At 55.9% G+C, this 14,814-nt stretch carries 14 protein-coding genes, 1 tRNA gene and 3 pseudogenes; 12 read left to right on the forward strand and 6 right to left on the reverse strand.

What is annotated here, in order from left to right; all coding sequences use genetic code 11:
* Window positions 1-2 precede the first annotated feature (2 nt).
* The 11 genes from J7E36_RS16655 (at window position 3) to J7E36_RS16705 (ending at window position 10,389) form a co-directional block, all read left to right on the forward strand.
* On the forward strand, window positions 3-437 hold the full coding sequence (locus tag J7E36_RS16655) for a GNAT family N-acetyltransferase (protein WP_215004888.1): 435 nt from the start codon (window positions 3-5) through the stop codon (window positions 435-437).
* 125 nt (window positions 438-562) lie between these two features.
* Entirely contained in the window at window positions 563-1,204 is a 642-nt protein-coding gene (gene gacA / locus J7E36_RS16660) for a response regulator transcription factor GacA (protein ID WP_215004891.1), read from the forward strand.
* A 2-nt stretch (window positions 1,205-1,206) separates the two neighbouring features.
* On the forward strand, window positions 1,207-3,030 hold the full coding sequence (gene uvrC, locus J7E36_RS16665; protein WP_215004894.1) for an excinuclease ABC subunit UvrC: 1,824 nt from the start codon (window positions 1,207-1,209) through the stop codon (window positions 3,028-3,030).
* 32 nt (window positions 3,031-3,062) lie between these two features.
* The gene (pgsA, locus tag J7E36_RS16670) at window positions 3,063-3,623 is read left to right on the forward strand and encodes a CDP-diacylglycerol--glycerol-3-phosphate 3-phosphatidyltransferase (protein ID WP_215004896.1); all 561 of its coding nucleotides are present in this window, start codon (window positions 3,063-3,065) and stop codon (window positions 3,621-3,623) included.
* A 62-nt stretch (window positions 3,624-3,685) separates the two neighbouring features.
* Window positions 3,686-3,761, forward strand: a tRNA-Gly gene (locus J7E36_RS16675).
* Window positions 3,762-3,997: 236 nt separating this feature from the next.
* Window positions 3,998-4,726, forward strand: coding sequence for an ABC transporter ATP-binding protein (locus tag J7E36_RS16680; protein ID WP_215004899.1), 729 nt, complete (start codon window positions 3,998-4,000; stop codon window positions 4,724-4,726).
* Window positions 4,719-5,936: an ABC transporter permease gene (locus tag J7E36_RS16685; RefSeq protein WP_215004902.1), complete on the forward strand. Its 1,218-nt coding sequence runs from the start codon at window positions 4,719-4,721 to the stop codon at window positions 5,934-5,936. Before J7E36_RS16680 ends, J7E36_RS16685 begins: the two co-directional genes overlap by 8 nt.
* Window positions 5,929-7,404, forward strand: a complete 1,476-nt coding sequence (locus J7E36_RS16690) for a TolC family protein (RefSeq protein ID WP_215004905.1) — start codon at window positions 5,929-5,931, stop codon at window positions 7,402-7,404. Before J7E36_RS16685 ends, J7E36_RS16690 begins: the two co-directional genes overlap by 8 nt.
* Window positions 7,397-8,680, forward strand: coding sequence for an efflux RND transporter periplasmic adaptor subunit (locus tag J7E36_RS16695; protein ID WP_231286389.1), 1,284 nt, complete (start codon window positions 7,397-7,399; stop codon window positions 8,678-8,680). Before J7E36_RS16690 ends, J7E36_RS16695 begins: the two co-directional genes overlap by 8 nt.
* A 312-nt stretch (window positions 8,681-8,992) precedes the next feature.
* Window positions 8,993-9,439: a hypothetical protein gene (locus J7E36_RS16700; RefSeq protein ID WP_215004908.1), complete on the forward strand. Its 447-nt coding sequence runs from the start codon at window positions 8,993-8,995 to the stop codon at window positions 9,437-9,439.
* 122 nt (window positions 9,440-9,561) lie between these two features.
* The gene (locus J7E36_RS16705) at window positions 9,562-10,389 is read left to right on the forward strand and encodes a hypothetical protein (protein ID WP_231286390.1); all 828 of its coding nucleotides are present in this window, start codon (window positions 9,562-9,564) and stop codon (window positions 10,387-10,389) included.
* A 61-nt stretch (window positions 10,390-10,450) separates the two neighbouring features.
* Here J7E36_RS16705 and J7E36_RS16710 read toward each other — a convergent pair.
* Window positions 10,451-10,630 (reverse strand): annotated as a pseudogene (locus tag J7E36_RS16710) (IS4 family transposase); the annotation flags it as partial.
* Window positions 10,631-10,980: 350 nt separating this feature from the next.
* Between J7E36_RS16710 and J7E36_RS16715 the strand changes: the two are divergent.
* Window positions 10,981-12,039: pseudogene (locus tag J7E36_RS16715) on the forward strand (tyrosine-type recombinase/integrase); the annotation flags it as partial.
* A gap of 62 nt (window positions 12,040-12,101) precedes the next feature.
* Here the strand turns inward: J7E36_RS16715 and J7E36_RS25315 are convergent.
* The 5 genes and pseudogenes from J7E36_RS25315 to J7E36_RS16735 form a co-directional block, all read right to left on the reverse strand.
* Window positions 12,102-12,335: pseudogene (locus J7E36_RS25315) on the reverse strand (aldehyde dehydrogenase (NADP(+))); the annotation flags it as partial.
* 17 nt (window positions 12,336-12,352) lie between these two features.
* On the reverse strand, window positions 12,353-12,982 hold the full coding sequence (locus J7E36_RS16720; protein WP_215004911.1) for an isochorismatase family cysteine hydrolase: 630 nt from the start codon (window positions 12,980-12,982) through the stop codon (window positions 12,353-12,355).
* A 75-nt stretch (window positions 12,983-13,057) separates the two neighbouring features.
* Entirely contained in the window at window positions 13,058-13,714 is a 657-nt protein-coding gene (locus tag J7E36_RS16725) for a DsbA family oxidoreductase (RefSeq protein ID WP_215004914.1), read from the reverse strand.
* Window positions 13,711-13,926: a tautomerase family protein gene (locus tag J7E36_RS16730; protein ID WP_215004917.1), complete on the reverse strand. Its 216-nt coding sequence runs from the start codon at window positions 13,924-13,926 to the stop codon at window positions 13,711-13,713. The genes J7E36_RS16725 and J7E36_RS16730 overlap by 4 nt, the downstream gene beginning before the upstream one ends.
* 211 nt (window positions 13,927-14,137) lie before the next feature.
* On the reverse strand, window positions 14,138-14,605 hold the full coding sequence (locus J7E36_RS16735) for an HvfA family oxazolone/thioamide-modified RiPP metallophore (protein WP_215004919.1): 468 nt from the start codon (window positions 14,603-14,605) through the stop codon (window positions 14,138-14,140).
* Window positions 14,606-14,814 lie beyond the last annotated feature (209 nt).

Genomic DNA, 14,814 nt, shown 5'->3' on the forward strand with positions numbered 1-14,814 from the left:
TCATGAGTTTCCAATGGCGTGCGGCAACGGCCGCAGACATCGGTTTCGCCCGGCAACTGACCTGCGTCAATATGCTCCCTTATTATTTGCAGCATCAATTGCTGTGGCAGGACGAGGCGTTCGACCTGGCGTGGATCATTCGCCAGAGCTGGATTATCTGTCGCGACGATCAGGACATGGGTTTTGTCAGCCTCAGTCGCGATGCCCGGGCGTTGTATATCCGGGAGCTACAGATAGCCGAGACGTGTAGGGGGCAGGGCGCCGGAACCTGGGCGATCGGACAGGTCTGGGACCTGGTGACGCTGGAGCGACGCCCGGCGTTGCGTCTGACGGTGTTCAAGAACAACCCCGCCAGGGCGCTGTATGAACGCATGGGGCTGCGGGTCGTCGGCGAGGACGAGTGTTTCCTGAGGATGGAGCGAGACGCCAGCGCTTGACGCTCCGGCTCAGGTGTCTATAAGACTTGTTGTAATTTTTATATGCCCCTTTGCGCTAGGTCTGCCGGATGCTTTTTGCTAAGGTGTTGACCAACCCAAATAAGACCAAATCGTGAGGTGTCTGCTTGATTAGGGTGTTAGTGGTCGATGACCATGATCTCGTCCGTACGGGCATTACACGAATGCTGGCTGATATCGATGGTCTGCAGGTCGTAGGCCAGGCCGAGTCCGAGGAAGAGTCCCTGATCAAGGCGCGTGAACTCAAGCCCGACGTGGTGTTGATGGACGTCAAGATGCCTGGCATCGGCGGTCTGGAAGCCACGCGCAAACTGTTGCGCAGCCACCCGGACATCAAGGTGGTCGCGGTGACTGTCTGTGAAGAAGATCCGTTCCCCACCCGGTTGTTGCAGGCGGGCGCGGCGGGCTATCTCACCAAGGGCGCCGGCCTGAACGAAATGGTCCAGGCCATTCGTCTGGTTTTTGCCGGGCAGCGCTACATCAGCCCGCAGATCGCCCAGCAGTTGGCAATCAAGTCGTTCCAGCCGACCAACGACTCGCCCTTCGACGCGTTGTCGGAACGGGAAATCCAGATTGCCCTGATGATTGTCGGTTGCCAGAAGGTGCAGATCATCTCCGACAAGCTGTGCCTGTCGCCCAAGACCGTCAATACCTACCGTTACCGTATCTTCGAGAAGCTTTCGATCAGCAGTGATGTCGAGTTGACGCTGCTGGCGGTGCGCCACGGCATGGTCGATGCCAGCGCCTGACAATGACCGAACTGTTTGATCCAAGCGCTTTCCTGTCTACCTGCAGCGGCCGCCCGGGCGTGTACCGCATGTTCGACAGCGACGCGCGCCTGCTCTATGTCGGCAAGGCCAAGAACCTCAAGAAACGCCTGGCGAGTTATTTCCGCAAGACTGGCCTGGCGCCGAAGACCGCTGCCCTGGTGGGACGCATCGCGCAGATCGAAACCACCATCACCGCCAACGAAACCGAAGCGCTGCTGCTTGAGCAGACGCTGATCAAGGAATGGCGGCCGCCGTACAACATCCTGTTGCGCGACGACAAATCCTACCCGTACGTGTTCCTGTCCGACGGGGCGTTTCCGCGCCTGAGCATCCATCGAGGGGCGAAGAAGGCCAAGGGCCGATACTTCGGACCTTATCCCAGCGCCGGGGCGATTCGTGAAAGCCTGAGCCTGTTGCAGAAGACCTTCTTTGTTCGCCAGTGTGAAGACAGCTACTACAAGAACCGTACCCGACCCTGCCTGCAATACCAGATCAAGCGGTGCAAGGCGCCTTGCGTGGGGCTGGTCGAGCCTGAAGTCTACGCCGAGGACGTGCGTCACTCGGTGATGTTCCTGGAAGGCCGTAGCAACGCATTGACCGACGAGCTGTCGGCGGCGATGGAAGACGCGGCGGTCAACCTGGAGTTCGAGCGGGCTGCCGAGTTGCGCGATCAGATCGGGTTGCTGCGCCGCGTGCAGGACCAGCAGAGCATGGAGGGCGGCAGCGGCGATGTCGACGTGATCGCGTCGTTCATCAACCCGGGTGGCGCTTGCGTCCACTTGATCAGCGTGCGCGGCGGTCGCGTGCTCGGCAGCAAGAACTTCTTTCCGCAGGTGGGTATCGAGGAAGACGTGTCCGAGGTGATGGCGGCTTTTCTGGGCCAGTATTACGTCAGCAGCCCGGAACGCGACCTGCCTGCCGAATTGATCGTCAACGTGGTCCATGAAGACTTCCCGGCGCTGATCGAAGCCATTGATACGCTTCGCGGTCGTGAACTGACCATCAGCCACCGCGTTCGCGGCACTCGCGCGCGCTGGCAACAACTGGCCGTAACCAACGCCGAACAGGCCCTGGGTGCGCGCTTGGCCAACCGCCAGCACGTGGCCGCGCGGTTCGATGCCCTCGCCGAGGTGCTCAATCTGGCGGAGCCACCGCAACGGTTGGAGTGCTACGACATCAGCCATTCCAGCGGCGAGGCGACGGTGGCCTCCTGCGTGGTGTTCGGCCCGGAAGGCCCGATCAAGTCCGATTACCGCCGCTACAACATCGAAGGCGTTACGCCGGGGGATGACTACGCGGCGATGCACCAGGCGCTGATGCGGCGCTTCGGCAAGCTGAAGGACGGGGAGGGCAAGCTGCCGGATATCCTGCTGGTGGACGGTGGCAAAGGCCAACTGTCCATGGCCCGCGACGTGCTCAATGAGCTGATGGTCCCCGACCTGATCCTGCTGGGCGTGGCCAAGGGCGCGACGCGCAAGGCCGGCTTCGAAACCCTGTACCTGAACGATGCGGCCCATGAATTCACCCTGAAAGGCGATTCTCCGGCGTTGCACCTGATCCAGCAGATCCGCGACGAAGCGCACCGTTTCGCCATCACCGGACACCGCGCCCGCCGTGGCAAGACCCGCCGTACCTCTACCCTGGAAGGCGTGGCGGGGGTCGGCCCGACGCGGCGTCGCGACCTGTTGAAACATTTTGGTGGATTGCAGGAGCTGTCTCGTGCCAGCATCGAAGAGATAGCCAAAGCACCCGGTATCAGTAAAAAGCTCGCTGAGTCGATTTATGCAAACCTGCACAGCGAGTAGAATGCCCGTTAACTTTGCAGCCAGTTGTGCCGATGAATATCCCAAATCTGATTACCGTCCTACGTGTCCTGCTGATCCCGATCTTCATATTGCTGTTCTATTTGCCGTACCACTGGAGCTACGCGGCTTCGGCCTCGGTCTTCGCCTTCGCCGCCGCAACCGACTGGCTGGACGGCTACCTGGCCCGACGCCTGGAGCAGAGCACGCCGTTCGGCGCGTTCCTCGATCCGGTGGCCGACAAGCTGATGGTCGCGGTGGCCCTGGTGCTGCTGGTGCAGGAACATGGCAACCTCTGGCTGACCTTGCCAGCGGCGGTGATCATCGGCCGCGAAATCGTCGTCTCGGCGCTGCGTGAGTGGATGGCCGAACTGGGCGCCCGCGCCCAGGTGGCGGTGTCCAACCTGGGCAAATGGAAAACCGCCGCGCAGATGATGGCGCTGGTGGTCCTGCTGGCCAACCCGTCGGACTTCAGCTTCTGGGTCCTGTTGGGCTATGCGTTGCTGCTGGTTTCGGCAGGCCTGACGTTGTGGTCGATGGTCCAGTACCTGCGCGCCGCCTGGCCGCATCTGCGGACGGACGTAGACCCCAAATAAACTTTTTTGAATCAAAGGGTTGACGGCGTAATCTGAATCTATAGAATGCGCCACACCAAGACGCGGGAATAGCTCAGTTGGTAGAGCACGACCTTGCCAAGGTCGGGGTCGCGAGTTCGAGTCTCGTTTCCCGCTCCAAGATTCACAAAAAAGCCACTCAGATGAGTGGCTTTTTTTTTGTGCTTAGGAATGCCTTCACTCATGGCGATGGGATATCGAAGCGAGTGGGTGCCTTGCCAGTACGTTGATATGCTTTTTCCTTCTTTCCGATTTTTGTGGTAAATACTCTCGCCTCAAGAAGCACCTCCCCCTGATGTGTCGCTTCGCGAAAACTCTGGCCAGACGGCTGGATCAATGGAGAAAAGAGGTCCGGCATGGAGCCACAGTCGACACAGTCGACACATTCGCTCATCGCCATGAGCGATGTCTGCCAGTCTTATCCTATGGCGGGGCAAAACATGCCCGTTCTGCGTGATGTGACGCTCAATATTCAGCGTGGGCAAACGTGCGCGATTCTCGGTACATCCGGTTCCGGCAAAAGCACGCTGCTGAACATCTTAGGACTCCTTGACCGTCCGGCATCTGGCCAGTTCTGGTTCGCTGGCCGCAACATGGTCGAGGCGACGGCTGACGAGCGTGCTCAGCTACGCAACCGTGAGATCGGTTTCGTGTTCCAGAGTTTCAATCTGCTTCCTCGCCTGACTGCGCTCGATAACGTTGCCCTGCCTCTTTTCTACCGGGGCTTTACGCGCAGCGAAGCGCGTGAATGCGCGCGGATCCAGATTGGGCGTGTGGGGTTGGGTGATCGAGCAGATCATCGGCCCGCCGACCTATCCGGTGGGCAACGTCAGCGTGTGGCGATTGCGCGAGCCTTAGTGGGAAATCCTTCATTGATTCTTGCCGACGAGCCGACAGGTAATTTGGACCGCTCAACGGCCCATGACGTGATAAAACTGCTGCTCGGTCTCAACGATGAGAAGGCGGTGACATTAGTCATGGTGACTCACGATGCGCAGTTGGCCGAACGCCTTGAGCGCTGTTTGCAGGTAGAGGGTGGGATTCTGAAAGAAACTGCAAACAGGCGAGCAATGACGGATGCTTGAAAGTTCGCCTCATCGTCAAGGTCCGGGTCTTCTGCACGCGTTGATTGAGTCCCTGGACAGCCTGCGTCTCTTGGGGCGGCGTTCGTGGTTGGCGATGCTGGGTATTGCAGTTGGCTGCGCGGCGATTGTTGCGCTGCTCAACATCGGTCAGAACGCCGCGAACGAAGCGATGACGGCTTTCAAGGGGATGGGGGCTCAGAGCATTGTGGCGTCGTTTCCATTCTCTCCGCTCAACAGTCAAACGATGCCGCCCACGCTTGATACTCAGTCGCTTCTAAAAAAACTTCCTGCCATCGCCCAAGTGGCCCCAACGACATTCCATTCAGGTCAAGTTCGTTACGCAGGGCGAACAGTCGACGCGGTGGTTTTGGGGACGACCGGAGGATTGGCCGAAACCCTGGATCTCAAACTTGCTCAAGGACGCTTTATCTCCGATTTCGATCACCAGACCACCTACATCGTCGCAGGGGCCAAGGTTGCTCATGAACTGGGAATCGGTGGATCGGGCAGGCCGCTGGTCGCGGGTATGCAGCTTCAGATCGAAGGGTATCTGTTTGAAGTGATAGGTATTGCACGACCTCAGGCTCCGAACCCCTTGATCCCGATTCAGGTAGATGAAGCACTGTTTATACCGATAGAGAGCATGAGACGACTTCAGCCTTCTCCACAAATCAGTAGTGTGATTGCCAAGGTGCACGATGGTGGACTGATCGCGAAAAGTGCACAGGACTTACGTGCTTATCTGGAAGGGGTGCTCAAGGGGCATGACGTTGAGGTTCTTGTGCCGCAACAGCTGATCGACAGCCTTACACATCAATCCAACACATTTTCCTATCTGTTGGCCGGCCTTGGGGGGATTTCCCTCCTGGTCGGAGGGGCTGGCGTGATGAATGTGATGCTCATGAATGTCTCTGAGCGTCGTCGCGAGATTGGCGTGCGAATGGCCCTCGGTGCTCGGGCACGCGACATTCGGATGTTGTTCCTTCTGGAGGCGGCCTGTTTGTCAGTGACGGGCTCACTGGCCGGGGCGGCCGTCGGACTGCTTTCAGCTTTTTTGTTCGTATGGTTTTCAGGGTGGCCATTTACCTTGGCCATTGAATCTCTGCCGCTGGGGGTGGGGAGCTCCCTATTGATCGGCCTATTCTTCGGCCTCTATCCCGCCGTGACTGCGTCTCGCCTGCAACCGGTTCAGGCCTTGCGAGATGATTGAGCACAAGCGATTTTCGTTTTTGCTGGGGCTGCTGTGGATGCTATCTGCGTCGACGGTGTTCGCCGCGCTCACGCCGTCTCAGGCGTCGATGCCAGGTGTCGCGGTGTCGTTGCGGGCCGAAACGATCAATCTGACGTTGGCCGATGCTGTCTATCTGGGGTTGCGAAGTAACCGCTCCATCCGTAGTGCCTACCTTGAGCGTGTCGCGCAGAAGTTCGATCTGCGCGTCGCTGAGGACCTGTTCACGCCCAAGTTGGTATTGAGGGGCGACTATCGGGGTGAGCGCAATGAAAGCGATGGTTCACGCTATCGGCAGCTATCGCCTACGACCACGCTGTTGGGGGAGTTCGGTACACGGCTCGGTCTCTCTTGGGCCAATCAGTTGACCGATAGCAATAATGACGGGCGTACCCGCAGCGATGGTGCGACGTTTACGCTCATACAGCCCTTGCTTCGGGGGGCTGGAGTGGAGATCACGACAGCGCCGATGCGTTCAGCAAGGCTTTCCGAGCTGACGAACCGTCTTGCCTTGAAAGCGACGGTGGCGCAAACCGTCACGCAAATCATCACCTCTTACCGTGATGTACTTCGCGCTCAAGAGCAGTTGCGTATCGCGACAGAGGCATTGAGTCGTTCGCAGCAGTTACTGAACGTCAACAAAGCCATGATTACTGCCGGCCGTATGGCTGAATTTGAGATTGTGCAAACCGAGGCCGATTACGCTACTCAGGAGCTGGGTGTACAAGAGGCCCAAAATCAATTGGATGCCTATCGTCTGGAGTTGCTTCAGCTTTTGGCATTAGATCTGGAGTCGCGTATTCAGGCGGTAGAAGCACTGGATGCAACGCCTGTTCAGCTCAGTCGAGTGCAGGCACTTGATACAGCATTGGAGCAGCAGCCTGCATACCTAGGACAGTTGATCGCGCATGAACAGGCCGGCATCAACCTGGCGGTTGCCCGCAATAACCAGTTATGGGATGTCTCATTGGTCGGCGGAGCAAGCCAGGTCAGTGATCGTTACCCTGATAGAGAGGGGCAGCGTTCGGATCGTCGCTGGGAGGGGTATGCGGGGATTCAGGTTGAAATTCCGATTGGCGATCTCAATCGTCGGCAGGAGGTGGTCCGTGCTCAGGTGAATCTGGAGAACCAAGGGATTGATGCAGTTGAGGCTCGACAGACCCTGGAGCGAGATGTCACGAACGCGGTTCGCACGGTCGACACGCGCTGGCGCCAGTATGAAATCTCGTTGCGTGCGCGGGATCTATCGCGCCGAAAGCTTGATATCGAACGACAGAAGTTACAGGTGGGTCGCTCCAGCAATTTTCAAGTTATCAGCTATGAGACTGATTTTCGTAACGCACAAAATACGAGCCTTGATGCGCTCATCGCCTACTTGAATGCAAGAACTCTGCTGGATCAGGCATTGGGCACCACATTGTCGAGCTGGGATATTGCCCTTAATGATTAAAGAAGTCGGATTGGCTTGTCGGCACAATATGCGATTGCTCCTGGTGGCGGCTTGTATGGCGGTTGTGGTCGTTGCGGTGTTGGTTGTAATACCTCTACTTCCTCGGGAGCAGGTCGCGGCGGCCAGTTGGTTCAAGGTGGGCTATCAGCCCTTGGAAAGTCGACTGGGGCTTGTCGGACGTATCGAGGCTGCGATGCAACAAATCATGTCGTCGCCTTTCGAGGGGATTGTCGCGGACGTTGCGGTAAAGGAAGGTCAGCGTGTTGAGCGTGGACAACGCTTGCTGAGCCTGGACACGACACAACTGGACATCCAGTTGCGTTCCGCCTTGACCGAGCAGTTGATCGCCAGGCGCAATGTGTTGGAAGTCGAGAGCTGGTCCCAGGGGCAGGATGTCGCTCGGGCAAAACGGACGCTTTCCAGCGTCCAGTCCACCTTGGCAGATAACGAACGCCGATTGGCAGAAACCAAAGTTCTTCTCGACCAAGGGATTGTGCCGCGGATGGAGTTGGAGGCAGTTGAGCAGCAGGTCAGGTCGCAACGGCTAGATCTGTCGGCTGCCCAGTCGGAACTCGGCGAAGTCTTGAAAAAAGGTGGCGAAGAACACCTTCAGATAGTCCGGATGCAATGGGCCAACGCCCAGTCACGTTATCAATCACTGCTTGAGCAGCAGGCACAGCGAGACGTGCTCGCACCATTCGCCGGCGTGGTGATTCGTTCTCGTACGCCTCAGGGAAGTGGCGCTAATCTACCATTTGTACAAAAAGGCCAGCGTGTTGGACAAGGCGTCCCCTTGTTCGAACTGATCAATCTCGAGCAGGTGCAGGTTGTTGCACGGGTTGAGGAAAGCGACGTTCACCAACTCCATGAGAGACTGCCGGTGGAAATCACTGGTGATGGTTTCGATGGCGTGGTGCTGCATGGTCAGATTGACAGCGTCGGTGTGCAGGGTGTCGACGCGCAGGCCGTGTCCGGTGGGGCATTTTATGAGGTGATTGCCTCTATTCAGAATATCGAGAGCGAGCAATTGCGGCGATTGCGACTTGGAATGAGTGCAAGGCTGCAGATTGTCACCTATCACCGTGATCGCGGTCTGGTGTTGCCGCTTGAGGCGCTGTCTAGCGACAATCATGGGCAGTCGGTTGTGAACTATCGCCCTACCTTGTCTGACAAAACAAGCCAGGTGGTGGTAACCACAGGGCGGGCCATGCCTGGCGGTGTTGAGGTAGACAATCTGGCGCCAGGATATGTTGAGTTGAGGCCCGCGCCGTTCTGACAAAGGTGCAGGAGTTGGTGGTTGAAGTGTAAAGGTTCATGGTACAGTCCAGCTGTTGATAGGGATATCGTAGTGTGTGTCACTTGGATTTGTCGTGTGTGCGGGATGCAATAAGCACGTCATACGCCTTAAGCATTATTCCTCTAATCAACTAGATGTCAGTGCTGATTTTTCGGTGGGAAGGGTGTGCCTGGACTTTCACGTTTTCATGACGTGTGAGGTCTGCTCTTTATCGAGTTGTTGTGGTGTGGAGAGGCTTCGCTGCTCCATGAAAAATGCAGGTATGGAATTTAAATCAAAAGGAATAAGTGCATGAAAATGTCGAAATCTGTTTTGTCGGTACTGACTGTTGGTATGTTGGCGGCAGGTTCAGCTCTGGCAGGTCCTCCGGTAGCTGTTACTTTCAAGAATCTTGGAACAGCCGATGCTACGTATACGATTATTACAAATAATGAAGCCACGACTAATGTAAATTCGATCCCGAAACCAGTGACTACTGTCAAGGCGGGTGGTGCTGATACCTATACCGTTCAGAGCAATCTTTCGCCTATTGCTAACTATGCGAACCTGCGCTACACCATTGGCGGGAAGACTTGCACGTTCCTGGCAACCTACGTTGGAACAGTTGGTCCAGGAGGTTCGACTATTCCAAAATGGAACAATACGGCAACACCTAGCGGTGGCGCAGTGTGTACGGCGAAAGTAACGTCGACCAATATCTCCACATACGCCTGGTCTGTTGAATTTACCATGAAGTAAGGCCCAAGCCGGGCCTAGCGGTGTGGCTGCTTGCGCAAAGACTGCCCGTGCCGCTGGGCCTGCACCGGTTTTGTTCGTCCATTCATCGTGAATCATTACAGTTTTTTTGAGTGCTGCCGATAATGAATTTACTAGCCACGTTTTCAGGAATGGCTAATAACAGGGAGGATATTATCTTGGTCGGTTCAATTAATTCAAATGGGTTTTCTGGTTCGCAGGTTTCCAATGTGACGGCGAGCCAAAATGAATCGCTAACGAAGACTCAGGTGGCAACTGAAAGCGCTGATGTCGGTAATCATAAGGATACCAGTCGCCTTTCTTCACTCTCTCTACAATTGAGTGAGAGTGCTGCGCGTGCGGCGGCTAGAGATTCAAGTTTGAGTAGGAAAGAGCTTGGCGCGAAAGCGAGTGAGCTTTTGAGCAAGATTTCCGGTGATGGTTATTTTATCAACAAAAAATCCAATGATGCTGAAGTGCCTGACACTCAGGATTCTGTGTTATTGGCTCGTGCGAAAAATGCAACGCAGTTTGTCAATGGCAGTGGTAGAAATCCATTTGCGGGTATGTCGAGCGATCAGCTCTCATTGATTATCTATGATGAGAGTGGAAGTTTTACGACTAACGAGCGTCGCGCGGCGTGGAGTGAATCGTCCGATCAGGAATATGCTTGGCGGCAGAAGGTTGTTGCTAATTCGATCGCGGAATACAATGAAACTGGAAAGCTGACGAAATTCTTTACTGCAGCACTTGAACAATATAAGGATTTGCCCGCTATTGAGCAGGCACAGTATCCTAATAGTTATGAGGCGAAGTTGCAGGGTTGGATAGCACTCGATTTCAACTACAAGACCCATACCGTTGAGGGTAAGGGCAGTCCTCAGGACGTAATGGACAAGGTCTTGAATCTCGACAAGCAACTGTTTGATGACGCTGGGGCAGATACAGCTTGAGTGCGGCGATCACCCAAGATTGAGCCTGTCCACAAAAAGCCCCGTATCGGTGTAATGCGGGTCACTTAAGCGGAGCAGCCTTATGATCCGCCGGAAACCGGGTCTTTGAAGTCTTCACCGTCCTTGGCCCTTAAGGCCTTGGACGGTGGCCCAGAAATATCCTTCCAATCCCCGCTCTTAACTCCGCCCAGCGTCTGCCCGTTGCTAATGTCGGGTCCGCCGCTGCCATCACGATTAACTGACGGCGATGTATCTTGATACCCTCAGAAAACAAGTCCAGAATTAAGTCTTTTCCTGCACGAGCAAGAAAAGAAACCCCTTAGATTTCAATGAGTCGGACGCCAGATGCGAGTCTCGTTTCCCGCTCCAAATATTGCGCTACAGAGTTCCACTGAGTTCTGTAAGTGATTGAAATAAGGGCCGAAAGGCTTTTTTTTCGTTCTGGTGGAAACCACTGAAATCCAGCAGTATCCGGTGCGTCTAAGTCCAGAATTGAGTCCAGGATTCTGACGAGCACTGAATCGGTTTAATGCTGGAGCAGTTTGCACAGCGGGATGAGTATCTGGCCCTGACTCTGTTCAGGAGCTCGCGATGGCACTCTCAGAAATGACAGTTCGGCATGCCCGAATTACCGGCAATGACTATACCCTCGGTGACAGCGACGGTCTCACGCTCAATGTGACGGCCTGCGGCGGAAAAATCTGGCTCTTCCGCTACTACTGGACAGGCAAGCAGAAGCGCATGTCCTTGGGTTGCTACCCACAAATCTCCCTCAAAGAAGCGCGTAACCGGCGTGACGAGGCGCGTGCCTTGGTGGCCCAAGGCATCAATCCCTACCAGCACCGTAAGCAGCAGCGCCGTGCTGTTCGTTTCGCCACAGAGCATACCTTCGAGGCTGTGTTCAATCAGTGGGTAGAGTTCCGCAAGCTGAGCCTGAAGGAGGGGCGCCAGAGTACGCTTTCACAAATCTTGCGGATCTTCGATAAAGACGTTTTGCCCATACTAACTGGGCGCTCAATCTACGACGTCACTCGTCACGATCTGCTGAATTTGTTGAGCAAAATCGAACAGCGCAAGGCTTTAACGACGGCCGAAAAATGTCGGACCTGGTTCAACCAATTGTTCCGCTATGCGCTGGTGAAGATCGAGGGGCTGGAACACAACCCGGCTTCAGACCTTGATGTTGTCGCGCTTCCCAAACCTCCTGTGACGCATAATCCGTTTCTCCGAATGGACGAGCTCCCGGCATTGATGGCTGCTCTTCGAAGCTACGGCGGCGCAGACCAAACGCGTCTTGGCCTTCGATTGTTGTTGCTGACCGGTGTCCGCACAGGCGAGCTGCGCTTGGCGACACCCGATCAGTTCGATCTGGAGCAGAGGTTATGGGGCATACCGGCGGAGGTGGTTAAGCAACTACAGTTAGCGATGCGAAAGCCAGGTAAACAGAACCAAAATGTACCGCCTTACATTGTCCCGCTGTCGGTTCAGGCGCTGGAGATTGTGCGTCACTTGCTCGACCAGGTTGTCCCGGCGCAACGCTACTTGTTTGCGCATCGAAGCGACCTGAGCAAGCGCATCAGTGAGAACACTCTAAATGGAGCGTTACGCCGGATGGGATATGTTGATCAGCTCACCGGCCATAATGCCCGGTGTCAGCATCGTCCGCGCGGCAGCTTCGCTTACACGTTTCACCATGGCACTGCGCAGCGCTTGTGCGCCTTGACGATCACGGTTGCGCCGGCGGCCAGTGCCGACGCGGTGGCACCACCGGCCACCGAGTAGGAAATCGGAAAGTTATTTGCGCCGAAAATTGCCACCGGGCCAATGGCGATTTTCTGCAGCCGATGGTCCATGCACGGGCGCGGCTGACGTTAAGGTTGCGCTGGGTCGATCGCCAGTTGCAGAAAGCGGCCTTGACGCACCACCTCGGCAAACTGGCGAAATCGGTGAGGTTCATCTGCCATTACTCCTGCGCTGTCAGCGCAGCAATCAGTTCTTGGGTGGTCACGATTGAATGAGCGAAAGTCGGGCCGTTCAAGTGGTGGGCGGCGTGCATCATTTCCGCACGGAAAGCGGCGGTCGCATCACGCACCAAGGTGACGTGGTAGCCCAATTCCGAGGCGTAGCGGGCGGTCGCTTCGATGCAGGTGTTGGCGAGCAGGCCGACGATGATGACGTGGGTGATGCCTTTCTGCTTCAGGCGAAAATCAAGATCGGTATTGGCAAAGCCGCTGGCGCCCCAATGTTCCTGCACAACAATGTCGCCGTCCTTTGGCGCGAAATCGGGATGCCATTCGCCGCCCCATTCACCGCGTGCGAAGTGCTGCATGTGCATGATTTTGCATTGGGTTGGTGTCGGATGATCCCAGCCTTCGTAGTCGCCGGGTTCCCAGCGGTGGTGCGGTACGATGACCACCGGAATGTGCTGCGCCCGAACGGCGCGATCGAGGGCCCGCAAGTTGTCGAGCAGCCCGACCTGCTCGGCAATCGGCTTGATCAAAGGGAAGACCTTACCGTTTTCCGAGAGGAAGTCGTTGTACGGATCAACCAGCAGATAAGCGGTGCGGTTCAGCGGACAGTGGGCGTTCGACATGACAATGTACTCCACACAAGTTGAGTGACCGGTGCCGTGGGGCTTGCCCGGGCATCGTGTTGGTAAGTCGCTTTGTCAGGCTGTGGCGCACTCTCGTGCTACTTGCCTGAGGATTTGTTCGTATTCCTTGACTGAAAGCGATCCGGAGACCAACTGACGACCGTTCAGCACCATGGCCGGGACCGAGTTTATTCCGCGTTCAAGGTAAAAACTTTCAAGTTCACGGACTTCGATAGCGAACGCGTCGCTAGCCAGAATTTCGCGGGCGCGGGTGGTTGAAAGTCCTGCTTCACCGGCCAGGCGTACCAGTGTTTCGTGGTCGCTGGGGTTCTCACCATTGGTGAAATATGCCTGGAGCTGGATTTTCTTCAGCGCGAGCTGACGGCCTTCTTGGACGGCCCAGAGCAATAGGCGATGGGCATCGAAGGTGTTGTAGAAATGGCTGCGCTTTTCCAGGTCGAACTGAAAACCGATGGCTTTGCCACGCGCGATGATCATTCCATTGCGGGAAGCGACTTCTTCGGCGCTGCGACCGTATTTGCGCATCATGTGCTTGATGGCGTGCTCGCCCTCGGCCGGCATGTCCGGGTTCAGTTCGAAAGGTTTGAAGGTCAGCTCCACGTCAACTTCGCCGGCAAGATTCGCGATGGCTTGTTCCAGCGCTGTGGCGCCGAGTGCGCACCAGGGGCACGCCACATCCGACACAAAATCGATACTGACGGGAAGAGTCATTTTTTAGACTCCGTCAGTTGATGGCGGTACTCAGTGGTGGTAATTCCGGCATAGCCCCAGTTATCGGTGTCGACCTCTTCAATGACGATATGAGTGAGGTGCGGGGTCTTGTTGAGCACTGTTTGCATGGTTTTGGTTATCTCGGCGATGACTTGAGATTTCTGTTCCTTAGTGACGCCATCGCGAGTGATACGAACGCTGATGAAAGGCATGGGAAAGTCTCCTGTTGGCGCCCCATCGACATGATGAGGTGAGCAGTGGGATGAACTTTAGAGTGTCGCGTTCAGTGGATAAATCAGGGGCGGAGAACATTACTTATAACGCTGTGTAATCAATCCGCATCTAACATGGGCGCTTCGCAGAAAGCAAATCGCCCTCCCTGGCTGCAGGCGCGGGGGAGGGCGAATGCTACGACGGGAGGAATCAGTTCTGCGCTTTGCTCATGCGGGTAAATAGCTCGGCTGGCACTTTTTTGCCGTTAGAGATGTACTGGTTGCTTCTGAACTTGTAAACCTCACCTTCCGAAAGAAAACCATCGTGGTTGGTGTCCATCGCTTTAAATTCTTCACCCCCCTGAGGCGCTACCGCCAGCAGTTCTTTAAGAGAGACGAGGCCATCATGGTCGGTATCTGTGCGGGCGAAAGAGTCGTCACCACACTTGCCTTCACCGCACTTGCCTTCGGCAGTAGCAGACTTGTCGCTGGCTTGGCTGGAACCGCATTTGCCTTCACCACACTTGCCTTCGCCGGCTTTATCTGCCGATGCCAGTTGATAGCCTTTGGGCAATGGCTCAACAGCAAAAGCCGCAGACGATGCCAGGCTCATGCCACCGGCCAAAGCAATAGCTGCCAGACCGAGACTTGTTTTGTTCGAAAATGATTTACGGTACATGGTGATTCTCCAGATGCTTTGCGCGGCCAGGCCGCGGTTCATGCTACAGGGCGAATAAACCCGAAAAGAAGCTCTAGGCGAAGTGGAAAAAGGCTGGAATTACAGGGCTTATGCGCGCAAGCGTCTTCCACTTCGAAAGGGCGACCTTATTCGGGTAAGGCTTATTTAGCCGCAGATATGTATCGACGATGTCCCCCGGTGTCAGGATA

Origin of the sequence: Pseudomonas fluorescens (assembly GCF_018614775.1) — a bacterium.
Lineage (GTDB): Bacteria > Pseudomonadota > Gammaproteobacteria > Pseudomonadales > Pseudomonadaceae > Aquipseudomonas > Aquipseudomonas fluorescens_BY.